We start from the raw sequence: 26,680 nt of genomic DNA, 5'->3' as shown, positions 1-26,680 counted from the left end.
GGGTCGGCGAACCCGGCGCTGACGATCATGGCGCTCGCGGCGCGTGCAGCCGACGGTTTGGTCGCGCGGCAGCGCGACGGCACCCTTGTCTCGGGCGCGGCGTGACCGTTACGCAGCCCGACCCGGCCATCGTCCGGATCGATGTCGCGGCCTATTCGATACCCACCGACGCGCCGGAGGCGGACGGCACGCTCGCCTGGGATTCAACGACCGTGGTGGTGGTTCACGCGCACGCCGGCGGTCGCCGAGGGATGGGTTGGACCTACGGCAGCGCGGCCGCCGCGCATCTGATCCACGAGACCCTCGAACCCTTGCTGTGCGGTCGATCGGCCTTCGACGTGTCTGGCGCCAATGGCCGGATGAGCAAGGCGGTGCGCAACATCGGGCGGCCGGGCATCGCGGCAACGGCCATCTCCGCCGTCGATGTCGCCCTGTGGGACCTCAAGGCGCGCCTGCTCGACCTTCCGATCATCGGATTGCTCGGCGCGACGCGGGAGAGCACGCCGGCGTACGGAAGCGGCGGTTTCACGACGTACGACGACCAGCAGACCACCAAGCAGGTGCAGCAGTGGATCGACGACTGCGGCATCACGATGGTGAAGATCAAGATCGGCGAGTCGTGGGGCACCTGCGCCGACCGTGACCTGCAGCGCGTGGCCATCGTGCGGAAGCTGATCGGCGACCGGGCGCTGTTCGTGGACGCCAACGGCGGCTACGACGTCGGTCAGGCGGTGCGGGTGGGTCACGCCCTGGACGAGTTGGGGGTGAGCTGGTTCGAGGAGCCGGTGAGCTCCGACAACCTGCCCGGGTTGAACACCGTCCGGCAGGCGCTCATGGCCGACGTGACCGCGGGGGAGTATGGCTGGGACCTGCCCTACTTCTACCGGATGATTGCGGCGGAGGCGGTCGACTGCCTGCAGATCGATGCGACACGCTGCGGCGGCATCACCGAGTTCCTGCGGGCCGCCGCGACGGCCGCGGCCGCGAACCTCGAGGTGTCCGCCCACTGCGCACCGCACCTGCACGGCTCGTTCGGCTCGGCGGTGTCGAACCTCCGGCATATCGAGTACTTCCATGACCATTCTCGGATCGAGGAACGGCTCCTGTTCGACGGCGCCCGGCAGCCGTCGACCGGGCAGCTGACTCCGTCCGGGGAGTGCGGGCACGGGTACGTGCTGCGCGAAGCGGACGCCGAGCAGTGGCGGGTGGCGTGATGCGGCGGTCGGCCGGATGAAGGGAGTGCTGTTCGACATCGACGGCACGCTGGTCGACACCAACTACCTGCACGCGGTGACCTGGGCCGAGGCCTTCCGCTCCTGCGGGTACGCCGTTGCCACGAGCCGGCTGCATCATCTGATCGGGCAGGGTTCGGATCGGCTCGTGACGTCGGTGTTGGGCAAGGATGATCCTGCAGTGGCCGAGGCGCACGCGGACTTCTACGGTCCGCACCTTCACCACCTGTGCGCATTTGATGGGGCGGCGGACCTCCTTCGCAAGATCCGAGCATCCGGGGTCAGCGTGGTCCTGGCGACGAGCGCCGCCAAGCGTGACGCCCGGTTCCTGGCCGATGCGATCGACGCCGATGACGCGATCGACCACCTCACGACGAACGACGACGCCGACTCCTCGAAGCCGGACCCGGACATCGTGAACGCCGCGCTTCGCGGCGCCGGGCTGGACGCCGCCGACTGCGTCTTCGTGGGGGACACGACGTGGGACGTGGAGGCCGCAAAACGGGCCGGCATGCCGTGCATCTGCGTCCTCACCGGTGGGATCGACGAACGCGAGCTACGCGATGCAGGCGCGATCGAGATCTACGAGGATGTCAGTGCGCTTCACGAGCGGCTTGCGCAGTCGGCCATCGGGGCGCTGATCGACCGCTAGTTGCCGACGTCGGGCGATCAGCGACGGCCGAGCGCGCGGGCCAGCTCGTCCCGGCCCATGCTCGATCGACCGGGAAGGTCGCGGCGCTTCGCCTCCTCGTACAGCTCAGCGCGGGTGGCCGGGGTCCGGCTTCCCGTCCGCTTGCGTTGCGCGACCGCTGCGCCCTGCTTTCCCAACGCTGTCCTGGTGGACTTCGGGAGGTTGGCGATGGAGCGCTTGGAGCGAGCGCCCGCCTGCGCCTTCTTGACGTTCTTACGAGCCGCCGCAACCTGCTTCCCACTGGCCATCTGGTCCTCCTGAGAAGTGGAGCCGTCAGTGTCAATGGCCTACCCGCCCGCCTCGCTGCCTACTCGGCTGGCTCATTGCCTACTCGGCACTGCCGGCGGCATGCGGCCAGGTGTGCGTCACCGTGGTCGCGGGTACCCGCCAGACGTAGTCATCCCCGTGGAAGGAAGCTTTAACGTGCCGAACCAGTTCGCGCTCGATGTCACGCGAATCCGCGAGCAAGCTCGTGAGCAGATCGATCGCGGTCCCGTCACGAAGGACTTCGGCGCCGATGTCGATGCCGTGATCGACGTACTCAACCAGGTGGTCGCCACCGAGATCGTCTGTTACCTGCGTTACACGCAGCACGCGATCGTCGCGTCAGGGATCGATCGGGCCCAAGTGGCGGCCGAGTTCAGCGAACATGCGCAAGAGGAGCGAGCGCACGCCGAGAGAGCGGCCGAGCGGATCAGCCAGCTCGGCGGCGACCCCGACTTCAGCCCGGACGCGCTGAAGCGATCGCATACCGACTACGCGACGGCGGCGGGCAACGACCTCAAGGCCATGCTGGAGGAGAACCTCGTCGCGGAGCGGATCGTGATCGCCAGCTACCGAGAGATCATCCGCTGGCTCGGTGACGGCGATCCGACCACTCGGCGGCTGATGGAGGGAATCCTCGAAGAGGAGGAGGAGCACGCCGACGATCTGGTCGACCTGCTCGGCATCTGAGCTAGCCCGCGCGGCGCGGGGCCGTCGATGACGATCCGCGTCGGAACGAGCGGATGGCAGTACGCAGACTGGCGCGGCCTGTTCTACCCCGATCGGTTGCCGCAACGCGAATGGCTGAGCTGGTACGCCGCAGCCTTCGACAGCGTTGAGGTCAATGCGACGTTCTACCGGCTGCCCAAGCGGGAGGCGGTGCAACGCTGGGCGGACACGCTGCCCGACGGCTTCCTCATGACCGTCAAGGCCAGCCGCTACCTCACCCACATCAAACGACTGCGCGATCCCGAGGAGCCGGTGCAGCGGTTACTCGACCGGATCGAGCCCTTGCGCGAGCGCGCCTTGCTCGGCCCGGTGCTGCTCCAGCTACCGCCCGCCTTCCCGGTCGACTGCCCGCGCCTCGAGCAGACCCTCGCCTGCTTGAACGGGCACGTCCCGGTCGCGGTCGAGCTCCGCGACCCGTCCTGGTTTCACGCCGACGTGCGCGACGTCCTGGCCGCGTTCGACGCGCCGCTGGTATGGGCCGACCGGGACGGGCGTGCGACGGGGCCGCTGTGGGAGACCGCGAGCTGGCGTTACCTGCGGCTGCATCATGGCCGTGACTCGTGGTCGTACGACACGTCGACGTTGCGTCGATGGGCTCGCCGGCTGTCGGCCCACGATGGCTTTGCCTACGCCAACAACGACCCGGGCGGTGCCGCGGTCGAAGACGCTCGACGGCTGCGCGAACTGCTCGCCGATCTGCCATGAGTCGGCGAACTCCGATCCGGGTACTCAGGAGGTATGACTGAGTTCGGCTACTTCCTTTCCGCAGAAGAGCTCTCGCCCGCGGAGCTGGTCCGCGCCGCGCACCTTGCGGAGGACGCAGGGTTCGATCGGATCTGGATCTCCGATCACTACCACCCGTGGACGAGGGAGCAGGGCGAAAGCGCTTTCGTCTGGACGATCCTCGGAGCGATCGCGGCGCAGACCGAGCTGAGGATGACGACGGCCGTGACCTGCCCGACCGACCGCATCCATCCCGCTGTCATCGCGCAGGCTGCTGCGACCGTCGCCTCCGTCGCGCCGGGCCGATTCACGCTTGGGGTCGGCACCGGAGAGCGGCTGAACGAGCACATTCTCGGCGGCTTGTGGCCGCCGGCAGAGATTCGACGCGAGCGACTGGCCGAGGCGATCGAGATCGTTCGTCGGCTCTGGTCCGGCGAGACCCTCACCCATCGCGGCGCGCACTACGTCGTCGACGCGGCACGGGTTTTCTCGCTTCCGGAGCAGCTGCCGTCGATCCTCGTATCTGGCTTCGGGCCGGAGTCGGCAAAGCTCGCCGCAGCGGTTGGTGATGGCTATATCAACGTGCAGCCCGACGGCGATCTGGTCAAGGCATACCGGGACGCCGGCGGAAGGGGCTCGGTCCAGGGCGGTCTCAAGATCTGCTGGGCCGGCTCGGCGGATGACGCGGCGAAGACGGCGTACCGGCTCTGGGGCCACGAGGCCGTTGGTGGGCAGAGCGCCCAGGATCTGCTGTCGTGGACCGAGTTCGAGACGCTCGGCGAGGCCGTCACGCCTGACCAGGTCGCGGAGACCTTCCCGTGCGGGCCCGATCCCGAGCCGGCCGCGAAGCTGATTCGCTCCTACGTCGACGCCGGTTTCGACGAGGTCTATGTCTCCCAGATCGGTCCCGACCAGGAGGGCGGTATCAAGTTCCTCGCCGAAGAAGTGCTTCCGTCGCTGCGCGGCCGAGCCTGAGTTGCTGAAAGGTGACACAGCCGACGTGACGACGGCACCGATCGTCGGGTCGCGCGGCGCGGTGGAGGCCTGGTGGGACCGCTATCACGGTGCCCGCAGCATCGACGGCGCCGAGTTCGCCCGGCCCGAGGTGGTGAGCGAAGTGCTCACTGACCTGGCCGCCGACGTGCTCGACCGGCTCCCCTTGCCAGGGTCCGGCCGGACGACGGCGCGGTTCGCGGCGCTCACCGGGATCGGCGAGATCGACCTCAACCTCGGCCGGCTTGCGGAGGCGCACGCGGACGCGGTGGCGATCTTGGCGGAGCTCGCGCCCGACTACCCGCGGCCGGCGCGATCGTTGTGGGGGGTGTGGGCGGCCGAGGACCCGCGGCAGCGGCTGCATGCCGGTCGCGACACCCTCGGCCGCTGGTCCCTCGAGGGCCGCAAGGGTTGGTGCAGCGGCGCGACCGGCAGCACCCACGCCTTGGTGACGGCCGACGACGGGGAAGGCTCGCGTCCTTTCGCGGTCGAGCTCGATCAGCCCGCGGTCCGTACGGATAGTGCGCGGTGGCCCTCGCCCACGCTGGCCGGCGCGGACACTCGGGCGGTCGAGTTCCACGGCGCGGTCGCGGTGCCGATCGGCGCGGTCGGCAGCTACCTGACTCGCCCCGGCTTCTGGCACGGCGCCGCCGGCGTCGCGGCGGTCTGGTACGGCGGTGCGGTGGCGGTGGGTCGGCGGCTGCTCGACTCGAGCCGGCGTCGTGACCTGCCCGACATCGACCTGGCCCATCTGGGTGCGGTCGACGCCGCCCTGACCGCGGGACGCGCCGTCCTGCTCGAAACGGCAAGGGCAATCGACGCCGATCCCGATGACCGTGCGGAGCTTGGCGAGGCGCGCGCACGCAGCACCCGCGCGGTCGTCGAGGCTTCGGCCACCGAGGTGATCGACCGCGTGGGCCGCGCGCTCGGTCCGTCGCCATTCGTCACGGACGACCGGCACTGGCGGAAGGTCGCCGACCTGCAGCTCTACCTCCGGCAAAGCCACGCGGACCGCGACCTCGCCGAGCTCGGCCGGCAACTGGCCGCACGAGGTCCCGAGTGGTGACGATCGACGTCAACCGTCCGCGCACGGATGAGCGGCATTGGCGGGCATGGCTGACGGCTACCGCTCTCGCGCCGGTTCAGCTGCCGGCGCCGGGCCGACGGATCCTCGTGGTCGCCGCCCACCCGGACGACGAGGTGCTCGGCGTGGGCGGGCTGCTCCACCGGCTGGCGGGACAGCATCCCATCGCCATCGTGTGGGCCACGGACGGCGAGGCGTCACACCCGGGCTCGTCGGTCGTGCGGCCCGAAGCCCTGGCCGTCATCCGGCGTCAGGAATCCCAGCGCGCGCTCGCGTCCCTTGACGTCGTACCGGTCGAGAGCCACCACCTCGGCTTGCCGGACGGACGTCTCTTCGAGTGCCGGGACAATCTCGCCGCTGCGCTGCGCCGGCTGGTCGCACCCGGCGACCTCGTGCTCAGTACGTGGCGGGAGGACCGGCATCCCGACCACGAGACGGTCGGTGCAGTCACTTCCGGGCTGGGCGTCGAGTGCTGGCAATTCCCGATCTGGATGTGGCAATGGGCGGAGCCGGCGGATCGGATGGTGCCGTGGCGTCATGCCCGGTGCGTGCCCGCCATCGATGGTGCGGCGAAAGCGACGGCGATCGCCTGCTTCACCAGCCAGACCGAGGCACTCGGTCCAGAGCCCGCGGATGCCGCGATCCTGCCGCCGCACGTCGTCGAGCGGTTCGTCCGGCCGTTTGAGGTCGTGTTCGTCGAATGACCGTGAGCCTTGCGCCTTCCTACTTCGAGCAGATGTACGCCGACAGCGCCGACCCGTGGTCATTGGCAAGTCGCTGGTACGAGCAGCGCAAGTACGCGCTGACCGTGGCCAGCCTGCGGCGCGAACGGTACCGGCGCGGGTTCGAACCCGGCTGCTCGATCGGGGTCCTCAGCAAAGCCCTTGCCGCGCGATGCGACGAGCTGATCGCCACGGATGTCGTTCCGCAGGCCGTCGAGATCGCCGGCCGTCGGGTGGCGGCATCGCCCCACGTCCACGTGCGTGAACTCGCCGTGCCGCGCCAGTGGCCTGACGGCCGGTTCGACCTGCTCGTTATCAGCGAGCTGGGCTACTACCTGTCTCACTCAGAGCTCGGCGGACTGGTCGAACGGGCGGCGAGCAGCCTGGAGCCCGACGGCGACCTCGTCGTCGTGCACTGGCGCCATGAAGTTCCGGACTACCCCCTGACCGGTGACGACGTCCACGCGGCCTTCCGATCCGCCGGTGGGTTGCAACTCGTGGCCGCTCATGAAGAGACCGACTTCCGGCTCGACGTCTTCGCCCCGTTGGGCGCACCGTCCGTCGCCGAGCGGGAAGGACTGGTCTGATGCCGTCGATCACCGCGGTTGCGGTCATCATTCCGGCTCGCGACGAGGAGGAGCTGCTCCCCGCCTGCCTGGACGCCGTTGCCGCGTCAGCTCGCGTGGTCGACGTGCCAGTGCATGTGGTCGTCGCGCTCGACAGCTGCCGGGATGGAACTGCCGGTATCGTCCGCGCCCGCCCATGGGTCACGTCGGTCGAACTCGATGCCGGAAGCGTCGGAGCGGCACGCGCGGCCGCTGCCGCCACGGCTCTGACGGTCTGCGGGGAGCACGGCCCCGAAGAGCTGTGGCTGGCATGCACGGATGCGGACTCGACAGTGCCCGTGGACTGGCTGTCGACCCAGCTTCAGCTGGCCGCCGATGGCTGGGAGGTGACGGTCGGCACGGTCGATGTCGATGACTGGTCCGGCCATCCCGACGACGCCCGTCGTGCATGGCGCGACGGCTACCAACCGGTCGAGCACCATCCGCACATTCATGGCGCGAACCTCGGACTCACTGCGGCGGCGTACCTGGCGGCCGGCGGGTTCCCGCCACTTCCACTCGGTGAGGATGTCGCGCTGGTCGGTCGGCTTGCCGGTCGGCGGGTGATCCGGACCGCCAGCCACGGCGTGCTGACCAGCGCACGCACCTCGCCCCGGGCTTCGGGTGGGTTCGGCGACTACCTGCGATCGGTGGCGGGTTGACCATTGAGGGAGTGCCGCAGGGGTCGCGGGGTAGGTCGACCGGGTGTCGATCAGTGACGTACTGGCGCGGCTAACCGCGCGAATCGAAACCGCGAGCCGGCTTGATCCCGCGGCCGGAAAGCTGCACACCGCAGGCGATGTCGCGCTGGCATCACCGGCCGCCCGGGATGCGCTGGCCGGACGAGCCATCGGTCATCCGCTTCATCCGATCCTCGTGCAGCTCACCGGCGGGTCGCTGATGAGCGCGACCGCGCTCGACCTCATCGGTGGCAGCAAAGCGCGTCCGGCCGCCCGGCGGCTGATCGGCCTCGGCCTGCTCAGTGCAGTTCCCAGTGCACTCGCCGGCCTGTCCGACTGGCTGGACACCGAGGGCGCGGAGCGCCGGGTCGGCGTCGTGCACGCGGGGACTAACACCGTGGCACTCGGCGCTTATCTCGTCTCGTTTGCAAGCCGCTCGCGCGGTCACCGCGGCCGGCCAAGCGCCGCGATCGGCATCGCGGCGCTCTGCGTCGGTGGCTGGCTCGGCGGTCACCTGTCGTTCGGTCTCGGCGTGGGCGTGGACACGACGGCGTTCCAGACCGGCCCGACCGACTGGGAGGACGTGGCCGCGGTCGAGGAAGTCACGGATGAGCTGCGCCAGGTGGTGGCCGACGGCGTTGCGCTGGTGCTGAGCCGGATCGATGGCGAGGTGGTAGCGCTCGCCGACCGGTGCACGCATCGTGGCGGTCCGTTGAGCGACGGTGAACGCGACGGCGACTGCGTCATCTGCCCATGGCACGGCAGCCGGTTCAGCCTGCGCACCGGTGACGTCAAGCAGGGTCCCGCGGTTCGGCCGCAGCCGGTGTACGAGACCCGAGAGCGCAACGGACGGATCGAGGTACGCCGGACCGAGGCGCGTGCGCTTCGCCGCAACCCGGTAGGCACGTGAGCGAGTCGGGACATCGGGTCGCGACCCGTCGATCCGGCCCGCTGGCCGATAGCTATCCGGCGGCGGTCGTGCTCGTCGTCGTTGCGCTTGCGCCGTACCTCATGCTCACGGCGGCGGTGCTGCCGTTGAGCACTGTGCTTGCAACAAGCGTGGGGTTGAGCAAAGAGAGCTTCACGATCGTTCTATCGATGTCGGATGCTGCGTACGCGTTCGGCACCGTGCTCGCTGTGCAGTTCGCCCAGCATCTGCGGCCGCGGCGGATGCTCGTGCGCTACGCGGTTCTCTTGGTGGTGGCCTCGGTGCTCGCGGTCTGGGCGCCCACCGGCGCGGTGTTTGCGGCCGGCTTCGTCGGACAAGGGCTCTGCACCAGCCTGCTCCTCATCGCAGCGGTGCCTCCGCTGGTCATCGGTTGGCCGGCACGAAAGGTGCCGGTGACGGCGTCGTTCATGAACCTATGCATCTTCGGCGCCGTCGCACTCGGCCCCACGATCGGGGCTTTGCTTGCCGACGCCAAGCAGTGGAGACCGTTGTTCATTGCGGTTGTCGTCTCCAGCACGAGCACGGTGCTGTTCGCGCTCCTCACGTTCCAGGACGATGACCCGGCCGACCGTAGCGCTCCGTGGGACATCGTTGCCGTGGTTCTCGCCGCCGTCGCGTGCGCCGCGGCCTTCTTCGGTGTCGGACTGCTTGAGGGCCGGTTGTCGGCGACGGTGGCAACGATCGGGCCGCTCGCCGGCGGGGTGCTCGCCCTCGTGATCCTCGTCATTCATCAATACCGTGCGCGCCAGCCGCTCACCCCGGTCCGGCTGCTTGCGACGACGATGCCGACGGTGGGCTTGTTGACGGCGTTGCTGGCGAGCGCCGCGGGGTTCGGCCTCATGGAGCTTCTGCTTCAGTACCTGAAGTCGGTGACCAGTCCGCTGCATATCGCGGCACTGTTCGCTCCGGAGTTCGGTGCTGCAGTGCTGGTGGCTGGTGCCTTCGGCCTGGTGTTGCCGACCAGAGGCATCGCTGTGTTCGCCCTGTCCGGTCTCGTCCTCCTCGTCGCGTCGGCAGTTGTGTGCCATGTGATCGTGGCCGGTGGCGCCGAGGACCTTGCCTATGCAGCGACCACCTTGATCGGGCTGGGCCTTGCCGCCTCGGTGTCACCCGCGCTGTTCCTCGCCGGTTTGTCGCTGCGATCCGTGCAGATCCAGCGGGTCTTCGCCCTGATCGAGCTGTTGCGCGGCGTGGCGGCATTCGTCACCGCGCCGTTGCTGGTCTTCGTCGTATCGGTCGTTGGAAGCTCGCCGCAGTCCGGCCTGCAGGTGGGTGTCTGGGTGTGCCTGCTGCTAGCCGCCGGCGGCGGGGTCGTTGCGGGTACGACACTGATCGCCGGCGGCGGCGGCTTGCCCCGACCGGACATCGAGGAGTGGCAGGAGCGCGACAACCCCGCCTGGATCTCGCCCCCGTTGTTCGACGCGGTCAGGTCTCATCCACGGCACGCGCGCGAACGGGGACACACGTCGGCGCAGCCGCAGCGCTCGGGCGAGGAGCCGGTGCCCGCGGCGTCGGGCACGAGAGGCCCTTAGCTCTCGTCTCGGCCGGTCATGAGACCGCCCGGTTCTATGGGGTCGGTGGCGTCGATGCGCAGCGCTGCCGGGAGCGTGTCCCGAACGGCGAAGATCGACTCCAGGCCCGTGATCTTCAGCACCTTCAACGTCTGCGGTCGCGTGCAGATGACAGTCATGCTCCCGCCCTTTGACTGCACCCGCTTGGTAGCGCTGACCAACACGCCGAGTCCCGTGCTGTCGACGAACGAGACGCCTTCGAGGTCCACAACGAGGTCTGTGGCACCCTCGTTGATCAAGCTGAGAAGGGCATCTCTCAACGCCGGCGCGGTCGCGATGTCCAGCTGACCGCGCACGGTTGCCAGTGCGCCCGAAGGATGGTCGATGTCGATGCTGAAGTCAGAGTCCATCTGCGCACGGAATCCACAACTACGGCGTCGGCCGTACGTAGGGAGCCTGCTCGCTGCTGAACAGTAGCCTCGCGGACATCATTTGCTCGGCTGGTGAATGATCTTGTCAGCCGTCTGATGGACGGTCAACTCTGCGGCTCTGCCGCGACGCGATCGCGCACGTCGTTATGCCTGCGAACCTTCTCCGAGGACAACGGTCCCGGTCTCTGTCAGCTCCTCCGCCACATCGCGAAGCTTGCGCTGAGTGCGTTGCGACATTGCGATGAGCAGCTGGAAGGCCTGGTCGGCACCGATCCTGTGCCGCTCCATCAAGATCCCCTTCGCCTGGCCGATGACGTCCCTGCTGTCGAGGGCCACCAGCAGGTTGGCGCGGACCCGGCTGGCGGCCATGGTGGCTGCAGCGTGTGCGGCCAGCAGCTCACCGACCTGGTCGGCCGACGCGCGGAACGCGCCGGCCTCCCGCGAGTAGAGATTCAGCGCCCCGATCGCCTGCAACTCGGTGAACAGGTGGAAGCACTTCATCGACCGGATGCCATAGGTCAGCGCATGCCGTGTGAACTCCGGCCATCGCGGCTCGCTCTGCATGTCGTCAACGACGACGACGACCGACTTGTCGGGTCTCGCGGCATCCAGGCACGGGCCCTGGCGGGTCGCGTACTGCGCCTTGTCGATCTGTCGCACCAACTCGTCGGACGGGGCGTAGGTGAACATCGCCGTCTCGTCGACCACCGTGATGCCGGCGTAGTCGGCGCCGGGCACTTCGGAGACGACCACCTCGATGACGTGCTTCAGCAAGGTTTCTTCGTCGTGCTCGTCACCGAGCCGGCGAATCAGATCGGCGAGGTTGCCGGGAACCGAGGGTGCCGCCACGCTCGGACTCCTCCGTCAAGGTTCGCTCACAGATCGCCCTCCCAGGGGCGTTCGTGCGGTTCGGAGGAGTATTTGCCCGGGCGGCGGCCAAGTACACCCCGACCACGACCTCGCGGCCGGCGCGACATCAGGTGTCGATCACGATCACAACGGGTACCGACCAGACAGGCCGGAGCGCGGCCGACGGATTGGGAGGTCGGGCATGTTGCTGATCATTGCGTTGATTCTGCTGGTCGTCTTCGGGGGCCTCGGTTTCCTACTCCACGTCCTGTGGTGGGGACTCATTCTCGCCGTGATCATTGCGATCGCCCACGCCCTTACCGGGCGGCGGGCTTAGCTCATCGGAAGGACTCATGAACAGCAACGGAACAGCGCCGAATCCGGGTATCGCGGTCGTGACGGGAGGTAGCGCGGGCGTCGGCCGAGCGGTGGTGCGTGAACTAGCCGCGAGCGGGTGGGACGTTGTGGTGTTCGCGCGCGGCCAGGCCGGCGTTGATTCCGCGGTGCAAGACGTGGAGGACGCCGGGCGGCGCGGTCGCGGCTTCACGATCGACGTCACTGACCTCGAGCAGCTGCGAGTCGCAGCCGCCGACGTCGAGCGGGAACTGGGTCCGATCGACGCCTGGGTGAACGTGGCCTTCGTAGGTGCGTTGCGCTATTTCTGGGACACCGATCCAGAGTCCTTCCGTCGCATCACCGATGTGACGTATTTCGGACAGGTTAACGGCACCAGGGTGGCCCTCGAGTTGATGCGTCCCCGAGATCGTGGCGTCATCGTCAATGTCGGTTCGGCGCTTGCCTTCCGCGGCATACCACTGCAGTCGGCGTACTGCGGTGCAAAGCATGCCGTGAAGGGTTTCACCGAGTCCGTGCGAACGGAGTTGAAGAGCGAGCAGAGCCAGGTGCATCTCGGAATGGTGCAGCTGCCCGGCCTCAACACTCCTCAGTTCGACTGGAACGACAACGCCTTTGACAAGCACCCCCAGCCGGTGGCGCCGATCTTCCAGCCGGAGGCGGCGGCACGGGCGATTCGGTTCGCGGTGGAGCATCCGCGGCGGAACATGTGGGTCGGCGCATCGACGGCGTACACCATTCTCGGCAACCGTCTGATTCCGGGCGTTCTCGACTGGTACCTCGGCCGCTCAGGTGTGAAGGGTCAGCTTTCGGACCAGCCTGGGCCGCGGCACGGCGCCAACCTGTTCCAGCCCCGCGACCAGCACACGGACCGCGGCGCGAGGGGCATGTTCGACCGCAAGGCACATCCGCACGACCCGTGGTCGGGGTTGGCGATCGCAGCTGGGCGGGTCAGCTCGCGACTCGCTGAAGTGCGTCATAGCCGAACTGCAGCAGGTCGGCACCAGTAACCACGGTGAGAACGGTTGCAGCGGTTCGGGCCAGCCGGGGGTTCGCGACGTAACCGAGCACGAATGCGGTGGCCACCCACATGTCGAGGCAGAACGGGCAGGTCACCAGTTCACCGACGGCATGGCTGAATCCGGTCCCGACCACCTTCTCGGAGACTTCCGACTCGCCGCTCTGCCCTTCGAACTCGGTGAAAGGCGCGCGGAACGGGCTCGACACCGGGTCCTTGGCGAGCAGCCGCGAGGCCTTGTGGGTGGCGACCATTCCGAGGGCGACGTCCCGCAACGGAAACTCGGCGGGGAGCCGGCGCCCCTTGTGTCGCAGCACACCCGCTGCCGCCGACACGCTCGAGCTGTAGATCGTGAGCAGGATCAGGAACGATCCGAGCGGGCGGTCAGAACCGTGCTCGTACCTGTGCTTTATCCGCTCAACAGCAGTCATGGTCATACCTTCCGCCTACCCGGGTACGCCGCGGACCAACCGGTCGCGCAGCCCGGCCGGTGAGTTCGGTCGAGGTTCGTTCGAGGGCGGCAGCGGTTCGCCTATGACGAGCCCGCGCTCATGACGAGACCGTGCCGCCGTTGAGACCGGGATGCTCGCGGTGCCGACGCCCGTGCTCGGGCGGCGGCGGGATCGGGCGGTCGTCGCCGTTGCGCACCGTGAAGAACGAATGCAACCCGGTGATGCTGAACAGCCGCAGAATCTCGGGGCGGTGGCAGACGACGAGCAGCTCGCGTCCTTCCGACCGCATCCGCTTGTTGGCACTCGCGAGAACGCCGAGGCCGGTGCTGTCCATGAACGTCACGCTGTCGAGGTCGACGACCACCCGGGCATGACCGGCCGCGATCAGGGTGAGAAGTGCCTCCCGGAAGGCCGGCGCCGTTGCGATGTCCAACTCACCGGTCGCGGTGAGGATCGACTGCTCCCGGACGTCGAGCCTCAGGACCATGAGCTTGCCGTCGGCGGCGCGACGGGCCCGCGTTTGCACGGCTTCCTACGCCACATCGATGTCGGAGGTGCCCGGCTCGGATGCGGGCTTGGCTACGGCGCCCATTCGGCGGTGGTGCACTTCCGGGTCGAGCCGGGCCTTCACGACGATCTCACCATTGCGCTGCCCGAGTTGCTGGGTCGCGACCTGCAGCATCATCTGCTGCTGGTCCTCACCACTGAGCCCGAACAGCTTGGTGGCCTCGTAGGCACGCAGCACTTCATTGACGATGACGACACGGGGGTAGGTCGGGAACCGGTCGGCGAGGTTGTGGCATAACTCGGCCATGAGCAGATCGGCAGCCTGGGCTGGGGGTACGGACTTCGGCCGCATCGGCGGCTCCTTGAGTGGGCACGACGAAGTGGATTGACGACGCGCGCTCACTTCTGAGCACCTAACAGGGGGCGCTCGCTGCTGAGCACCAACCGAGCGGCCAGCAAGCCCGGCACCGGCTACCTCTCGACGATTGCACGGTGTGCATCGCTGGTCAAACCGCGCCGGTCAAACCGTGTGCTGCATGCGGGCGCCGGCCTGCGCACCGGCCGTTGCTTCGAGCCGTTGCAACGCATAATCCGCCGGTATCCGGGAACAACCGGCATGATCCAAGGCGGAGCAAGTAGCGGGCAGGCAGTGCGGTGGCACGAGAAGAGATTCGATGCGCGGGTGCCGGGGCTGACGTTCTTTCCGGCGCCTGATGGCCACCTGGTCGCGGCGGGACGTCATCCGTTTGTTCGGTGCGGCGGGCGTCGCGGCGGCTGCAGCGGGCTGTGCCCGACCTCATGCGACGACGGCGCCGACGCGCATGTCGGTCGCCGTCCACCCGTTGCGCCGTACGGTCCCGGAGTACGACCAGCCGGGCGACTCGCACTGGCGGGTGACCAGACCGGGGCCACTGTTGGCCGTCAACGGTTACCTCGACCGCACGACCGTCATGCCCGGCGATGCCGTGCAGCTGTTCGCAGCGTCCACCAACGCCGCCATTCGGGCCGACGTCTTCAGGATGGGGTGGTACGCCGGCAAGCTGGCCCGCCGCGTCGCCGGTTTCGAGCGTGTCATCGTGCCGCGGCCGTCCGAGCCGGCGCTGGATCCGGCCACGCGGACCATCACCGCCGGGTGGAGTCCGGTTCTGCGATTCGGGACCGGTGGTTGGACACCCGGTGCATATCTGATCCGGCTGCGCTGTGACGACGGTGAGCGGCACGTGCCGTTCATCCTCACCTCGCCGCGCACGCTGGGTGCGCCCGTTGTCGTGCACTCGACCGCCACCTGGCAGGCCTACAACACCTGGGGCGGCTACAGCCTCTACCAAGGTCCGGGCGGCCCGGCCGACTACGACAACCGCGCGTACGTCGTCAGCTTCGCCCGACCGTTCGACGGAAACGGCGCGCAGCGCTTCCTCGACAGCGAGCTTGGTGTGGTCGCGCTGATCGAGCGGCTGCGGTTGCCGGTCGCACACACGACCAGCGAGCAGCTCGACCTCGACCCGCAACGGCTCGACGGCGCTACCGCGGTGATCTCGCTTGGCCACGACGAGTACTGGACGCCGACGATGCGGGAGCGGGTGACGACGGCTCGCGACCGCGGCGTCAACGTCGCGTTTCTCGGCGCAAACGCCTGCTTCCGACGGATCCGGCTCGAGCGCAGCCGGCCCACCGGCGACCGGGACGTCGTGTGTTACAAGACCGACTACCAGCTCGACCCCGACTACGGCGTCGACAACGCCGCGGTGACGAATGACTACCGCGAACCTCCGGACCCGGATCCGGAGTGCACACTGACCGGCACGTATTACGAGGCCTACCCGACATCCGCGTCGTACACCGTGTACTCCCCGGACAGCTGGCTGTTCGGAGACGTGAAGGTGGAGACCGGCGAGGAGTTTCCCGGGCTGATCGGGCCAGAGTACGACCGGGTCAACCCGGTCGTACCGCTGCCGCGACCGATGCAGGTCCTGTCGCACTCCCGGTTGACCTGCAAGGGCATTCACAGCTTCAGTGATTCCGCCTACTACACGCGCCCTAGCGGAGCAGGGGTCTTCAACGCCGGAACCATGAGCTGGGTGCACGGCTTGGCCGGCAGCCAGGGGCAACTGAGTCGGCGCACCACCCGGCTCGTCACGGCGGTCACGTCGCGGCTGCTCACCGAGTTCGCCAAAGGGCCGGCGCTCGAACGCGGTCTCGAGGCTCACGACAACCTCGACGCGGTGCATCCGTGGGTGGGTGACCCGACCTACCTGCGCCACAACCTCTGGTGAGCCAGTCAGCGGTCTCTCAGGTGCTCCGGATTGCCCGTCCGCTCTCTTCGTCGAACAGACGCAGGCCATCGGGATCGATGACGAAGCTCGCCGTCGTGCCCGGCTTGATCGTGCTGTTGGGCGGAGTGCGGGCAATTCCGTCGGACAGCGTGGCCGCCCCGATGTCGCCGGCGCGGAGCGAAGCTGCCTCGTCCGCGGAGGTCGTCGCCGTCATGGCATCGGAGGTCTGCACCCGCTCGGCATCGATCTGGAAGTGCACCAGGTGCTCGGAGCCGAGCGACTCGACGAGCTCGACAGTCGCCGTCAGCAGGTTTCCGCGCGAAGTCGCGTCTCCGTTCGCCTCGTGCATGTTCTCGCCACGGAAGCCGATGATCACCGGTTGGTTGCGGTAGGGCGCCAGCGCGGGGTCCTGGCGGAGCGCCGGGGGTAGGTCGAGCCGTTGGGACCCGAGCTGTGCGCTGCTGCCGTCCTCGCTGATGGTCGCCTTGTAGAGGTTCATCGCCGGCGACCCGATGAACGCCGCGACGAAGGTGTTCGCCGGGTGGTCGTAGAGAACCTGCGGGGCGTCGCATTGCTGAAGCCTGCCGTCGCGTAGGACGGCGACGCGGTCACCCATCGTCATGGCTTCGGTCTGGTCGTGGGTCACGTACATCGTGGCGACACCGAGCCGACGTTGGATCCGGGAGATCTCGCCGCGCATCTGTACGCGGAGCTTGGCATCGAGGTTCGACAACGGCTCGTCCATCAGGAATGCCGAAGGCTCCCGTACGATCGCCCGGCCCATGGCGACGCGCTGACGCTGGCCGCCCGAGAGCTGGCTCGGCTTGCGGTCGAGATGTTCGGTCAGGCCGAGGACCTCCGCGGCCGACTCGACCCGCTGTCGGACCGCCTGCTTCGGCAGCTTGCGCAGCTGAAGGGAGAAGCCGATGTTCTCGGCGACCGTCATGTGGGGGTAAAGCGCGTAGTTCTGGAACACCATGGCGATGTCGCGGTCGCGAGGTGAGTCGTCGTTGACGACCCGGTCACCCACTCGCACAACGCCGTCCGAGATGTCCTCGAGACCGGCGACCATCCGCAGCGCAGTGGTCTTGCCGCATCCCGACGGGCCGACCAGGACGAGGAACTCCCCGTCCCCGATGTCGATCGACAGGTCGCTCACCGCGTGGGTTCCGTTGGGATAGACCTTCGACACGTGTTCCAACGTCACCGTTGCCACGATGGCGCCCCTCTCATCGGAATGACCCGGCCGTGAGCCCGGACACGATGCGACGCTGCGCGAACAGCACGAGCAGAGCGATCGGGATGCTGATGATCACGACCGCGGCATCGATCCGGTTGTAGAAGACCTGGAACTGGCTCTGGCCGAGGTTGACGATCGCGAGCGGGGCGGTGAACCGGTTCGGCGTCTCGAGGAACGAGACGGCGAACGCGAAGTCGTTCCAGGCGAGGATGAACGACATGATCGCCGCCGTGAAGACGCCCGGCACGGCGACCGGTACGACGACACGGCGCAGTGCCTGCAGCCGGGTGGCACCGTCGACCAGCGCGGCTTCCTCGAGCTCGGCCGGGATCTGCTGGAAGAAGTTGCGTAGCAACCAGGTGGCGATCGGCAGCGTGTAGATCAGGTAGACGACGATCAGCGGATAGATCGAGTTCAGCAGGCCGAGGTGCCGAAGCAGCAGGAACAGCGGGCCCACCATCGCGAGCACCGGGAAGAAGCCGACCAGCAGGATGAACCCGAGGATCGCGCCGGCACCGCGGATCGGCAGGCGCGCGAGCGCGTAACCGCCGAGCGACGCGACGATCACGGTGACCACCGTGGTGCCGAGCGCCACGATCGCGCTGTTCAGCAGCGGGCGCCAGAAGTTTTCCTGGGTGAAGTCCTCGCGGTAGGCCGCGATCGTGAGGTGGGCGGGCAACAGGCCGTTCTGGCCGCCGACACCCTGTGCGACCTGGGTGTCCGAGAGCAGGGAGGTCCGAAGGATCCAGTAGAAGGGGAACAATGCGATCGCGATCACGATCAGCACCGCGAGGTAGAACAGTGCGCGCTTGACGACCGTGCTCGCCTTCGGACCTCTACCGCGGGCTCGTCTCGGCACCGGGACCGCACGGCTCGAGACAGCGTCGGCGGACGCCATCTATACCTCCGTCCGTAGCACCCGGACATACCCGGCCGCGATGATGAGGGCGATCACCACGAGACCCACCGAGATCGCGCCGCCGTACCCGAAGTCGGTGCGGACGAGGAAGGTCTCCCAGTTCAGGTACGACAACGTCTCGGTCGATGTGCCGGGGCCGCCGCCGGTCATGATGTAGACCACGTCGAATACCAGGAACGCCTGCAGCGTCCGGAAGATCAGCGCGACCATCAGCGCCGGCCGCAACAGCGGAAGAGTGAGCCGGCGGAACATCTGCATCGTCGTGGCGCCGTCCATGCGCGCCGCTTCATAGATCTCGGTCGGGATCACCTGGAGCCCGGCGAGCAGGATGATGGCGACGAAGGGGACGTTCTTCCAGGCATCGGCGACGAAGATCGCCACCCACGACGTCCAGGTGCCGGCCAGCCAGGTTGTGTGTGCACCCGGAAGATGCAGGCCGCCGAGCACGTAGTCGACGAAGCCCTGGCGCGGGTCGAACATGGTCTTCCACAGCGTTGCCGAGACGACCGTCGGCACCGCCCAGGGCACGAGGATCGCGGCGCGAAGGACGCCCCGACCGCGGAACTTCGCGTTGAGCATGAGCGCGAGAGCGACCGCGGCAACGGTCTCGATCACGACGGAGACGACAGTGAACCCCGCCGTGCGTTCAAGCGCGTGCAGCCACTCCGAGGAGGTGACCATCTTCGAGTAGTTGCTGCCGCCCGCGAAGGAGTGCGCGCCGACGACGCTGAGATTGTCGTGGTGGAAGGAGTTCCACAGGTTGTAGACCAGCGGGTAGGCACTGACCGCCAGGAGCAGGATGACGACCGGTGCCACCAGGGCGTAGCCGAGCCGACGGTCGGTCGCGCTCCTGCGTGAGGAGCGCGACCGCCGGCGGCCCGGTTGACGGAGTGCGCGGTCAGGCGCAGCCGCCTGTGCGCTCACCCGCCGCTCGCGTCGCTCTTCACCTGCGAGGCGGCCGAGCTCAGCGCACTCGCCGGCTGCTTCTGGTTGGCGAAGACGCTCGACAGCATCACCTGCAGGTCACTCGAGATCTGCAGGTAGTTCGGGTTGACCGGTCGAGGTTGCGAGTAGTTGTTCAGCGTCTTGACCGCCTTGAAGTACGGCGCAGCGGCGTACAGCTTCGCGCCGTATGCCGACGGCAACGCCGGCGGGTCGCCGGTCGCCTTCGCACGGGCGATCTCGACGCTGGACGAGGTGAGGAACTGGATCAGCTTGTACGCCGCCGCAGCGTGTTGGCTCTTCGCGTTGATGACGAGCATCTCGCCGCCCAGCGCCGAGCCGGGGGAGCCGCCGCTGCTCGCCGGGAACGGGATGTACCCGACGTGGCCCTTGGCCGGGCCGCCGGCCGCTGCAACTGCTTCGACGAAGGGGTAGTTGATCGCGAAGGCAGCGTGGCCGGAGGTGAACTCCTGCTGGACCTGACCCTCCTGCCAGCCGGTCACGGCCTGCGGCGCGATGTGGCTCTTGTAGATCGCATCGTGCAGCCACTGCAGTGCGGCCCGGTTGCCCGGCGTGTTGATGTTGCTCGGGTTGAGTTTCCCGCCGAACGGCGCGTCGACGGTCAGGAACGCGGTGATCGCGCCTTCGTACTTGTCACCCTCGAAGGCGAGACCTTCCTTCAACGACGGATCGGCCTTCATGGCCTGCTGCGCATCGGAGACCACCTGTGCCGGGCTGGTCGGTGGCGTCTTGATCAGGTCGGTCCGGTAGAACAAGCCCTCCGGGTTGTCGAACCACGGAATGGCATACGTCTTGCCGTCGAACGTCCCGGCCGCAGTGATGCCCGAGAAGAACTTGCTCATATCGGGGTTGAACTGGGTGAGCGGCATGATCCAGCCGGCCTGGGCGAACTTCGCCGGGTACGTGACGTCCGACTCGATCACGTCAGGTGTTCCTGAGCCCGCGATGAACCGTTGCTGGAGCTGCTGGAGGAATGTTGTCGAGTCACTCGACAGCACGTCCGTCTTCACCGTGATGTTCGGGTTGGCCGCCTCGAACTGCCTGATCGCGACCTCGGTCTGCTTTCCTTCCGTTCCCAGCCCCGACTCGGCGAACTGGATGGTCTGCTTGGCCGATCCCGATGTCTGGCTGCCGCCGCTGCTCGACCCCCCGCACGCCGCCGCCACGGCACCAAGCACGACCACGGTGATCCCTGCTGCGAGTCCGCGCAGTGTGTTGGTGCGCACGGCCACCACCTCCTCTACGGTGCTCGACACACCGTTCGGCGCGGAAGCCCTGCAGCACAGTCCGGGTCCCGGCGGGTGCGGCGTCCGCGGAAAATGACGTAATTCCCCCGTTGTGTGGTGGATCACACCTGTCGCCGCACCGATCTCCGGTTGATCGGTCATCGCCCGCGGTCCGCTTGCGTCGTTTATGACGATTTCAGGCGCTTTCGAGCGCGGCCGGCCGGCCTGCGCGTGCGCTCGGCGTACGCCGCCTACATCGTGGCCTCGCAGGCCGGAACGGACCTGCCCTCTTAGCCGAAGCCGGGATAGTGAACCGCGGCCTCGCCGATCCCGTGGGCGTGGATGTGGAGAAGGTGCGGCGGATCAGTGGCTGCTCGCTTGTGCTCGCCGGGGTGACGAGCGTCGTCGTTGCCGTCGCGATCGAACGGCTCGCCGATCAGGGCCGGCTCGGTTCGACCCTTGCGGGCGGGCGGGCGGAGCTGGTCGCTCCCGCGTTGATCGTCCTGGTCGCGCTCGCTGTCCTCGCCGAGGGGCGGTGGCCGGCGGTGCCAACCCCCGGCCTGAGCCGGGGCCGGGTCCAGGACCTCGCCTGGGTCGCGGTGCACATCGCGTTCGTCGTCCCTCTGATGACGCTTCTGGGCGTCGGCTTCGCGGCAATCCTCAACGGTCACGCGTCCTGGATCGAGACCTCGTGGACGAGAACCTGGCCATGGTGGCTCCTGGTGCCCGTGACGCTCGTCGCGATGGATGGCGCGAACTGGCTGGCGCACTATCTCGACCACACCGTCAGCGGGCTATGGCGGCTGCACTCGGTGCATCACAGCCAGGAGGAGCTCAACGTCCTGACATCGTTTCGCGCGCACCCGCTCATGCACACGACCGGGTTCTTCCTCGCGACCGTGACGGCGTTGGTGTTCCTCGGCGATCGCTCGATCACCCCGGCCGCCGTGACCGCTTATGTCTGCCTGGGAACCCTGCCGCACGCGAACCTGTCGTGGACCTTCGGTCCGGCCGGCCGCGTGGTGGTCAGCCCGGCGTACCACCGGCTTCATCACGCCGCGGAGGGTGAGCAGGACGTCAATCTCGGCATCGTGCTGACGGTCTGGGACGTGCTCGTCGGCCGGGCCCGCTTCCCCGCGCCGGCAACCGTGCCGTGCCGCACCGGTCTCGTGGGTCGCCCGGTCACGGTGGAGCACGCGAGCACCAGAGCTCGCCCGATCCACGTGCTCGCTCGCCAGCTTCTCGAGCCGATGATGATCGCGAGGAGCCGGTCGACGCCGGACGCTCGCTCCGCCGAGGCGGCGTCGTACCCACAGTCCGGCGCCGCCCTGGTCGGGGTTAAAACCGCCTGAATCCGGTGATGTCAGAGGCGTGGACCACTCGGGCGGCCGGCTCGCTGAGCGCTGCCGATGAAGCCGGTACGGGTCGGAGGTTACGCGCCCATCGAGCAGTACGCCGCGATCGGTGACGGACGGTCGGTCGCCCTGGTTGCGGCCGATGGCTCGATCGACTGGTGGCCGGTCGGCCGGATGGACGAGACCCCGACCTTCTCCGGGCTGCTCGACGCGCAGCGCGGCGGCGTCCTCACCCTCTGCCCGACCGCTGCGCACACCGTCAGCCGCAGCTATCTGACCGACACCAACATCCTCGAGACGATCTTCACCACCGCATCGGGTGTGGTACGGGTGCGTGACACGCTGCCGGTCGGCCACGGCGGCCGGCTCTCGTGGGGCCAGCTCGTTCGGCAGGTCGACGGCATCGACGGCGCCGTGCCGATGCGTTGGTCGGTAGTCCCGGGAAACCGCTTCGCGACCGGTCAGCCGTGGGTACGACGGCAAGGCGAGGCGGTGCTGGTCTCCTGCGGGCCGGACCTGCTCGCCGTACAGGCCTGGGACTGCGGCGAACCGACGGTTACCGATCGGAGCATCGACGGCACGTTCACCACTGCCGCGGGCTCGAGCGGTGTGCTGGCGGTATCCGGCGGGGCCGACCAGCCGGCGGTCATCCCGACCCTCGACCAGTGCCGCGACCTGGTCGAGCTCACGGCGCAGCGTTGGCGAGACTGGTCGCGCCAGATCCGCTACGACGGGCCGTGGAAGGACGCCGTGCGCCGCTCGGCACTCGCCTTGAAGCTGCTGATCTACTCCGGCACCGGTGCCATCGCCGCGGCCCCGACCACGTCCCTTCCGGAGCGCATCGGCGGTGACAAGAACTGGGACTACCGGTACATGTGGGTCCGGGACACCTCGTTCACGATTGACGCGTTGCTCACCCTCGGCCTGCAGGACGAAGCGCACGCGGCAGTCCAATGGATGCTCGGCGCGCTTCGGCGTACATCGCCTGACCTTCGGGTCTGTTACACGCTCGAAGGCCTCGACCCGCCCTCGGACCACGCGGTGGATTTCGACGGGTACCGCGGCAGCCGGCCGGTGCGGTCGGGAAACCGCGCGGCAGGACAGACCCAGCTCGGCACCTTCGGCGACCTGTTCGACATGATCTGGCAGTACGTCGAGGACGGCCATCGACTCGACGCGGCGAGCGCCCGGCTGCTGGCGGACCTCGCCGACCGTTGCTGCGACACCTGGATGCTCCAGGACGCCGGAATCTGGGAACTGCCCGACAGCCAGCACTACACGGTTGCCAAGATCGGTTGCTGGACTGCGCTCGATCGTGCCCTTCAGCTCGTGGACGCGGGTCAGCTCGAGTCCGCACGCGCGCCCAGGTGGGCGAGCGAGCGCGAGCGGATCAAGTCCTGGATCCATGAGAACTGCTGGTCGGCCACCAAGCGGTCCTTCACCGCGTACGCCGGCACCGAGGACCTCGACGCCGCGACCTTGCTCGCCGCCCGGACCGGGTTCGACGTCGGCGAGCGGCTGGCGGGCACGATCGCGGCGATCCAGGACGAGCTGGCGCTCGGCCCGATGGTGTATCGCTACAGCGGCGCCGCCGACGAGGAGGGGGCCTTCCTTGCCTGCACATACTGGCTGGTCATCGCCATGGTGCTGAACGGGCAACGCGACGCCGCCCGCAAGCTGATGGACGATTCGGTCGCGCTCACCAACGACGTCGGCCTCCTTGCCGAAGAGATCGACCCTGACTCAGGAGCGATGCTCGGCAACTTCCCGCAAGGGCTCAGCCATCTCGCGTTGATCAACGCGGCGTGCGCCTACACCTACTCGGACTGAACGAGTCGCCCGCTACCCGTCGCGTCAGTCGTTGCGGCCCAGCTGTTGGATCTTGTCCTTGAACAACGTGCTCGCGATCGCGGCCTTGTGCGGCTGGCCCTTGAGGAACGCCTGGGCGAACTTCTTGGCCTGGTCGTACTCCACCTTGCCGGGCATCGGCGGCTCGTTCGGGTCGACGTCGATGTCGACGAGCGCCGGGCCGTCAAAGGCGAGTGCTTCCTTGATCGAGGACTCGACATTCGCCGGGTCGTTCACCTTTGCGCCGTACCCGCCGCACGCCGTAGCCCACGCGGCGAAGTCCGCCACCGGCTGCGGGAAACGCACCCCGTGCTCGGGATAGCCGAGCACCATCTGCTCCCAGAGAATCTGGCCGAGGCTGTTGTTGTTGTTGATGACGACCTTGATCGGCAGGCCGCTCCTGGCAGCGGTCAGGAACTCGGCCATCAGCATCGCGAAGCCGCCGTCCCCGACGTAGGCGATCACCTGGCGACCGGGGAAGGCATGCTGGATGCCGACCGCGTAGGGCAGGCCCGGCGCCATCGTCGCGAGGTTGCCGGACAGGTAGAACTGCCGGTTGCCGCGGATGGTCCAGTGCCGTGCGGCCCAGGTCGCGATCGTGCCGCTGTCGCAGGTGAGCACCGCGTCATCCGTCGCCAGGTCGTCGAGGACGCTCATCGGGTACTGCGGCGCGATGGGGGAGCGCTTCGGTGACTCCAGGTCGGCCATGTTCGAGCGCCACTTCGCCATTTCCTTCTGGTACTTCTCGAGGTGGCCACGGTCGGTCTTCGCGTTCAGCAAGGGCAGCAGCGCCTGCAGGGTCTCCTTCGAGTCGCCGACCATCGGCACCTCGGTCGGCATCCGCACGCCCGCGCGCGTGGGATCGGAGTCGATCTGTACGACGCGGACCGAGCCGGGCTCGGGCAGGTGCTTCGTGTAGGGGAAGTTGGTGCCGACCATGAACAGCACGTCACAGTCCTCGACCAGGTCTTCGCCCGGCTTTGTGCCGAGCAGGCCGATCCCCCCGACCGCGAACTCGGAGTCGTCGGGGATCACCGCCTTGCCGGGAAGGGTCTTGATGACCGGAGCAGCGAGCCGCTCCGCGACGGCCAGCACCTCCTCGCGGGCGTGCAGCGCGCCGACGCCGACCAGCAGCGCGACCCGCTCGCCTTCGTTCAGCACCTGCGCCGCGGACTCCAGCGTCGATGCGCTCGGCAGTCCGGGCGGGGCGATGTAGATCGGCGACGTGGCCGGCGGCCGCGCGGGTGCGACGCCCTCGTACGGGTTCGCGCCGGCGTCCGCGATCTGCACGTCGTTGGGCACCGTGAGGTGCGCGACCCCGCGGCGGGCCAGTGCAGTTCGGATGGCGATGTCCACGACGCCGGGCAGCTGGGCCGGGTTGTCGACGACCAGGTTGTACTCGGCCAGGTCGGCGTAGAGCCGGTCGGTGTGGACCTCCTGCTGGTACCCCGTTCCAAGGACGGAGGTCTCCTGCATGCCGGTGATCGCGAGCACCGGCTGATGGTCGAGCTTGGCGTCGTACAAGCCGTTCAGCAGGTGGATCGCGCCCGGTCCCGAGGTCGCCAGGCACACGCCGAGCTTGCCGGTCGCCTTGGCGTACGCCGTTGCCATGAACGCGGCCGCTTCCTCGTGGTGCACGAGGAAGAAGCGCACCTTGTCGCTTTGCCGGCGCAGGCCTTCCATGATCCCGTTGATGCCGTCCCCGGGCAGGCCGAAGACGGTGTCGACGCCCCACTCGGAAAGTCGTTCGATCAGTACCTCAGAAGTGATGCGGGACAACGTCGGGCTCCTCACGTGTGGGCGTGCGGGAAATACGCGTAGGGAGACCTACCCGCCCTGCCCGGCAGCAAGCGTGGGCAGCGGCCGGGGAAGTGGCAGCTACCGGCTCAGCTGGTCCAGCCCAGGGTCCAGCTCTGCTCCGGCGCCTCGCCGGCCGCCACTGTGAAGGCGGTGAGCGCGTCGACCACGGCGCCACGGCTGGACGCCGGCATCTTCGCGACGATGGCGGAGATCTCCTCCCGGCGGCGCGCCATCACGGTCGCGACCGCTCGCTCGCCGGCTGGAGTGATCACCAGCCGGGTCGTCCGGCGATCCGCAGGGTCTTCTACCCGGCGTACGAGGCCCTTGCGCGTGAGTCTCTCGACGAGGCGGGTCACGGTCGAGCTGTTGACCCCCAGTAGCTCTGCCATGTCGACGACTCGCTGGGCGCCGCGATAGTGCAGCACGATCAGGGCGCGGTACTGCACCAGGGTCAGCCCGTCGCCGACCGCGCCGAGGGAGCGGACGGCCACCGCCAGCAGCGCCCGGCTCGCGCCGACGATCGCATCGGTCAGCTCGTCCTGCTCCGCGTGCTTCTGCCGCGTCACCATGGGCATCACTGTGCCTGAGCCGACGGCTCCTTGCACGTCCACCCGAACCGCGCGGTGCCGATTCGACGTTTTACGGTTGCCGGCGTATGCTCGTGCATTATGCATAGATGCATTATGCACGTACCAGCGAAGCTGTGGCACGCCGGTGCCGCCGTCAAGGTCGCGCGTTGACCATCGCACGCTTCGACGGCGCCGACGGCACGGTCGACGTGCAGGCACTGGTGTGCTTCCGGCGCCTGCGCGACTTCCTCGACGGCCTCGGAACTCGGCTCTCCGCGACGCACTGCCTGACCGTCGAGGTGGCCGATCGGCGAAGCCTCGCGCGCGTCGCCGAGGCGCGGCTGAGCGTGTTCGGAGACCAGAAGCCGCGGGTGATCTCGAGCCGCTTCACGCGGCTCCCGCCGGGCGAGCTGGTGCGTGTGACAGTGACCACCGCCGCGGGCGGTTAGCCGACGGAAGGCATGAGATGGACCCGTACCTCGTTGTCATCATCGTTCTCGGCGGGCTGCTGCTGATCGTCACCGCGGTGATGGAGTGGATCGGTTTGGTGAACCTCGTCACGCCGAGCACGGGTCCCCGCTATCAGGACTGCGGCCACCTCCGGGTCAGTCCCACCTCGCCACACTCGAGCTGCTGGCGCTGCCGGCATCGCTCGCTCGACCACGTCGTGCATCCACTTCACCACTGAATCGC

The 26,680-nt window shown here is 68.2% G+C and carries 30 protein-coding genes; 18 read left to right on the top strand and 12 right to left on the bottom strand.

The features are described from left to right. The first annotated feature begins 101 nt into the window (after positions 1 to 101). Entirely contained in the window at positions 102 to 1,214 is a 1,113-nt protein-coding gene (locus VME70_10705; protein ID HTW20667.1) for an enolase C-terminal domain-like protein, read from the top strand. A 16-nt stretch (positions 1,215 to 1,230) separates the two neighbouring features. Next, entirely contained in the window at positions 1,231 to 1,884 is a 654-nt protein-coding gene (locus VME70_10700; protein HTW20666.1) for an HAD family hydrolase, read from the top strand. Between the two features lie 17 nt (positions 1,885 to 1,901). Here VME70_10700 and VME70_10695 read toward each other — a convergent pair whose 3' ends face one another. Continuing rightward, a complete protein-coding gene (locus tag VME70_10695) occupies positions 1,902 to 2,171 on the bottom strand; it encodes a hypothetical protein (protein HTW20665.1) in 270 nt (89 codons plus the stop codon). 175 nt (positions 2,172 to 2,346) lie between these two features. On the opposite strand from VME70_10695, the gene VME70_10690 reads away from it, so the two are divergent. From VME70_10690 to VME70_10650, 9 genes are read left to right on the top strand one after another with little or no spacing between them, the layout of a single operon-like run. Continuing rightward, positions 2,347 to 2,877: a DUF892 family protein gene (locus VME70_10690; GenBank protein ID HTW20664.1), complete on the top strand. Its 531-nt coding sequence runs from the start codon at positions 2,347 to 2,349 to the stop codon at positions 2,875 to 2,877. 27 nt (positions 2,878 to 2,904) lie between these two features. Then, complete coding sequence (locus VME70_10685) at positions 2,905 to 3,621, top strand: DUF72 domain-containing protein (protein ID HTW20663.1); 717 nt, start codon at positions 2,905 to 2,907, stop codon at positions 3,619 to 3,621. A 33-nt stretch (positions 3,622 to 3,654) separates the two neighbouring features. Next, a complete protein-coding gene (locus VME70_10680) occupies positions 3,655 to 4,614 on the top strand; it encodes a TIGR03557 family F420-dependent LLM class oxidoreductase (protein ID HTW20662.1) in 960 nt (319 codons plus the stop codon). A 25-nt stretch (positions 4,615 to 4,639) separates the two neighbouring features. Beyond that, on the top strand, positions 4,640 to 5,698 hold the full coding sequence (locus VME70_10675; protein ID HTW20661.1) for an acyl-CoA dehydrogenase: 1,059 nt from the start codon (positions 4,640 to 4,642) through the stop codon (positions 5,696 to 5,698). Next, positions 5,695 to 6,420, top strand: coding sequence for a PIG-L family deacetylase (locus tag VME70_10670; GenBank protein HTW20660.1), 726 nt, complete (start codon positions 5,695 to 5,697; stop codon positions 6,418 to 6,420). Before VME70_10675 ends, VME70_10670 begins: the two co-directional genes overlap by 4 nt. After that, positions 6,417 to 7,025: an SAM-dependent methyltransferase gene (locus tag VME70_10665; protein HTW20659.1), complete on the top strand. Its 609-nt coding sequence runs from the start codon at positions 6,417 to 6,419 to the stop codon at positions 7,023 to 7,025. Before VME70_10670 ends, VME70_10665 begins: the two co-directional genes overlap by 4 nt. Further along, entirely contained in the window at positions 7,025 to 7,705 is a 681-nt protein-coding gene (locus VME70_10660) for a glycosyltransferase (GenBank protein ID HTW20658.1), read from the top strand. Before VME70_10665 ends, VME70_10660 begins: the two co-directional genes overlap by 1 nt. Before the next feature lie 43 nt (positions 7,706 to 7,748). Then, positions 7,749 to 8,633 (top strand): Rieske 2Fe-2S domain-containing protein, encoded by an 885-nt coding sequence (locus VME70_10655; protein HTW20657.1) that lies wholly within the window; start codon positions 7,749 to 7,751, stop codon positions 8,631 to 8,633. Then, the gene (locus VME70_10650; GenBank protein ID HTW20656.1) at positions 8,630 to 10,204 is read left to right on the top strand and encodes an MFS transporter; all 1,575 of its coding nucleotides are present in this window, start codon (positions 8,630 to 8,632) and stop codon (positions 10,202 to 10,204) included. Before VME70_10655 ends, VME70_10650 begins: the two co-directional genes overlap by 4 nt. Here the strand turns inward: VME70_10650 and VME70_10645 are convergent. Both VME70_10645 and VME70_10640 read right to left on the bottom strand, forming a co-directional pair. Continuing rightward, positions 10,201 to 10,593, bottom strand: coding sequence for an STAS domain-containing protein (locus tag VME70_10645; protein HTW20655.1), 393 nt, complete (start codon positions 10,591 to 10,593; stop codon positions 10,201 to 10,203). The two genes, VME70_10650 and VME70_10645, sit on opposite strands and share 4 nt — an antisense overlap. Positions 10,594 to 10,758: 165 nt before the next feature. Further along, the gene (locus tag VME70_10640) at positions 10,759 to 11,463 is read right to left on the bottom strand and encodes a GAF and ANTAR domain-containing protein (GenBank protein HTW20654.1); all 705 of its coding nucleotides are present in this window, start codon (positions 11,461 to 11,463) and stop codon (positions 10,759 to 10,761) included. A gap of 202 nt (positions 11,464 to 11,665) precedes the next feature. On the opposite strand from VME70_10640, the gene VME70_10635 reads away from it, so the two are divergent. Together VME70_10635 and VME70_10630 are read left to right on the top strand one after the other, a co-directional pair. After that, positions 11,666 to 11,800, top strand: coding sequence for a hypothetical protein (locus tag VME70_10635; protein HTW20653.1), 135 nt, complete (start codon positions 11,666 to 11,668; stop codon positions 11,798 to 11,800). Between the two features lie 16 nt (positions 11,801 to 11,816). After that, on the top strand, positions 11,817 to 12,827 hold the full coding sequence (locus tag VME70_10630; GenBank protein HTW20652.1) for an SDR family oxidoreductase: 1,011 nt from the start codon (positions 11,817 to 11,819) through the stop codon (positions 12,825 to 12,827). Here VME70_10630 and VME70_10625 read toward each other — a convergent pair. The 3 genes from VME70_10625 to VME70_10615 form a co-directional block, all read right to left on the bottom strand. Further along, complete coding sequence (locus VME70_10625; GenBank protein HTW20651.1) at positions 12,769 to 13,266, bottom strand: DUF1360 domain-containing protein; 498 nt, start codon at positions 13,264 to 13,266, stop codon at positions 12,769 to 12,771. The two genes, VME70_10630 and VME70_10625, sit on opposite strands and share 59 nt — an antisense overlap. A gap of 118 nt (positions 13,267 to 13,384) precedes the next feature. After that, positions 13,385 to 13,774 (bottom strand): STAS domain-containing protein, encoded by a 390-nt coding sequence (locus tag VME70_10620; protein ID HTW20650.1) that lies wholly within the window; start codon positions 13,772 to 13,774, stop codon positions 13,385 to 13,387. A 45-nt stretch (positions 13,775 to 13,819) separates the two neighbouring features. After that, on the bottom strand, positions 13,820 to 14,146 hold the full coding sequence (locus VME70_10615) for a hypothetical protein (protein HTW20649.1): 327 nt from the start codon (positions 14,144 to 14,146) through the stop codon (positions 13,820 to 13,822). Between the two features lie 469 nt (positions 14,147 to 14,615). Here VME70_10615 and VME70_10610 point away from each other — a divergent pair, with 469 nt between their 5' ends. After that, entirely contained in the window at positions 14,616 to 16,067 is a 1,452-nt protein-coding gene (locus VME70_10610) for a N,N-dimethylformamidase beta subunit family domain-containing protein (protein ID HTW20648.1), read from the top strand. A gap of 16 nt (positions 16,068 to 16,083) precedes the next feature. On the opposite strand, the gene ugpC is transcribed toward VME70_10610, so the two are convergent. From ugpC to VME70_10590, 4 genes are all read right to left on the bottom strand, one after another. Further along, positions 16,084 to 17,274 (bottom strand): sn-glycerol-3-phosphate ABC transporter ATP-binding protein UgpC, encoded by a 1,191-nt coding sequence (gene ugpC / locus VME70_10605; GenBank protein ID HTW20647.1) that lies wholly within the window; start codon positions 17,272 to 17,274, stop codon positions 16,084 to 16,086. 22 nt (positions 17,275 to 17,296) lie between these two features. Next, positions 17,297 to 18,205, bottom strand: a complete 909-nt coding sequence (locus VME70_10600; protein HTW20646.1) for a carbohydrate ABC transporter permease — start codon at positions 18,203 to 18,205, stop codon at positions 17,297 to 17,299. After that, positions 18,206 to 19,042, bottom strand: coding sequence for a sugar ABC transporter permease (locus VME70_10595; GenBank protein ID HTW20645.1), 837 nt, complete (start codon positions 19,040 to 19,042; stop codon positions 18,206 to 18,208). A gap of 104 nt (positions 19,043 to 19,146) precedes the next feature. Further along, positions 19,147 to 20,415: an extracellular solute-binding protein gene (locus VME70_10590; protein HTW20644.1), complete on the bottom strand. Its 1,269-nt coding sequence runs from the start codon at positions 20,413 to 20,415 to the stop codon at positions 19,147 to 19,149. Positions 20,416 to 20,723: 308 nt separating this feature from the next. Between VME70_10590 and VME70_10585 the strand changes: the two genes are divergently transcribed. After that, positions 20,724 to 21,767, top strand: coding sequence for a sterol desaturase family protein (locus VME70_10585; protein HTW20643.1), 1,044 nt, complete (start codon positions 20,724 to 20,726; stop codon positions 21,765 to 21,767). Between the two features lie 57 nt (positions 21,768 to 21,824). After that, positions 21,825 to 23,600 (top strand): glycoside hydrolase family 15 protein, encoded by a 1,776-nt coding sequence (locus VME70_10580; protein HTW20642.1) that lies wholly within the window; start codon positions 21,825 to 21,827, stop codon positions 23,598 to 23,600. Positions 23,601 to 23,624: 24 nt separating this feature from the next. On the opposite strand, the gene VME70_10575 is transcribed toward VME70_10580, so the two are convergent. Both VME70_10575 and VME70_10570 read right to left on the bottom strand, forming a co-directional pair. Then, entirely contained in the window at positions 23,625 to 25,397 is a 1,773-nt protein-coding gene (locus VME70_10575; GenBank protein HTW20641.1) for a thiamine pyrophosphate-dependent enzyme, read from the bottom strand. A 107-nt stretch (positions 25,398 to 25,504) separates the two neighbouring features. Then, on the bottom strand, positions 25,505 to 25,987 hold the full coding sequence (locus tag VME70_10570; protein HTW20640.1) for a MarR family transcriptional regulator: 483 nt from the start codon (positions 25,985 to 25,987) through the stop codon (positions 25,505 to 25,507). 167 nt (positions 25,988 to 26,154) lie between these two features. Here VME70_10570 and VME70_10565 point away from each other — a divergent pair, with 167 nt between their 5' ends. After that, positions 26,155 to 26,436, top strand: coding sequence for a hypothetical protein (locus tag VME70_10565; GenBank protein ID HTW20639.1), 282 nt, complete (start codon positions 26,155 to 26,157; stop codon positions 26,434 to 26,436). A gap of 17 nt (positions 26,437 to 26,453) precedes the next feature. Continuing rightward, positions 26,454 to 26,675, top strand: a complete 222-nt coding sequence (locus tag VME70_10560) for a hypothetical protein (GenBank protein ID HTW20638.1) — start codon at positions 26,454 to 26,456, stop codon at positions 26,673 to 26,675. The last annotated feature ends 5 nt before the right edge of the window (positions 26,676 to 26,680 follow it).

The organism is Mycobacteriales bacterium, from assembly GCA_035504215.1.
Lineage (GTDB): Bacteria > Actinomycetota > Actinomycetes > JAFAQI01 > JAFAQI01 > DATAUK01.
The sequence above is the reverse complement of the archived record's forward strand: the minus strand, read 5'-3'. Positions and strand labels throughout refer to the sequence as shown.

Coding starts and splice junctions, on each gene's coding strand:
- VME70_10695 (HTW20665.1), bottom strand. CDS start 2,171: ATGGCCAGTGGGAAGCAGGTTGCGGCGGCTCGTAAGAACGTCAAGAAG.
- VME70_10630 (HTW20652.1), top strand. CDS start 11,817: ATGAACAGCAACGGAACAGCGCCGAATCCGGGTATCGCGGTCGTGACG.
- VME70_10700 (HTW20666.1), top strand. CDS start 1,231: ATGAAGGGAGTGCTGTTCGACATCGACGGCACGCTGGTCGACACCAAC.
- VME70_10610 (HTW20648.1), top strand. CDS start 14,616: ATGTCGGTCGCCGTCCACCCGTTGCGCCGTACGGTCCCGGAGTACGAC.
- VME70_10685 (HTW20663.1), top strand. CDS start 2,905: ATGACGATCCGCGTCGGAACGAGCGGATGGCAGTACGCAGACTGGCGC.
- VME70_10645 (HTW20655.1), bottom strand. CDS start 10,593: ATGGACTCTGACTTCAGCATCGACATCGACCATCCTTCGGGCGCACTG.
- VME70_10665 (HTW20659.1), top strand. CDS start 6,417: ATGACCGTGAGCCTTGCGCCTTCCTACTTCGAGCAGATGTACGCCGAC.
- VME70_10625 (HTW20651.1), bottom strand. CDS start 13,266: ATGACTGCTGTTGAGCGGATAAAGCACAGGTACGAGCACGGTTCTGAC.
- VME70_10560 (HTW20638.1), top strand. CDS start 26,454: ATGGACCCGTACCTCGTTGTCATCATCGTTCTCGGCGGGCTGCTGCTG.
- VME70_10600 (HTW20646.1), bottom strand. CDS start 18,205: ATGGCGTCCGCCGACGCTGTCTCGAGCCGTGCGGTCCCGGTGCCGAGA.
- VME70_10660 (HTW20658.1), top strand. CDS start 7,025: ATGCCGTCGATCACCGCGGTTGCGGTCATCATTCCGGCTCGCGACGAG.
- VME70_10620 (HTW20650.1), bottom strand. CDS start 13,774: ATGGTCCTGAGGCTCGACGTCCGGGAGCAGTCGATCCTCACCGCGACC.
- VME70_10680 (HTW20662.1), top strand. CDS start 3,655: ATGACTGAGTTCGGCTACTTCCTTTCCGCAGAAGAGCTCTCGCCCGCG.
- VME70_10615 (HTW20649.1), bottom strand. CDS start 14,146: ATGCGGCCGAAGTCCGTACCCCCAGCCCAGGCTGCCGATCTGCTCATG.
- VME70_10635 (HTW20653.1), top strand. CDS start 11,666: ATGTTGCTGATCATTGCGTTGATTCTGCTGGTCGTCTTCGGGGGCCTC.
- VME70_10570 (HTW20640.1), bottom strand. CDS start 25,987: ATGGTGACGCGGCAGAAGCACGCGGAGCAGGACGAGCTGACCGATGCG.
- VME70_10580 (HTW20642.1), top strand. CDS start 21,825: ATGAAGCCGGTACGGGTCGGAGGTTACGCGCCCATCGAGCAGTACGCC.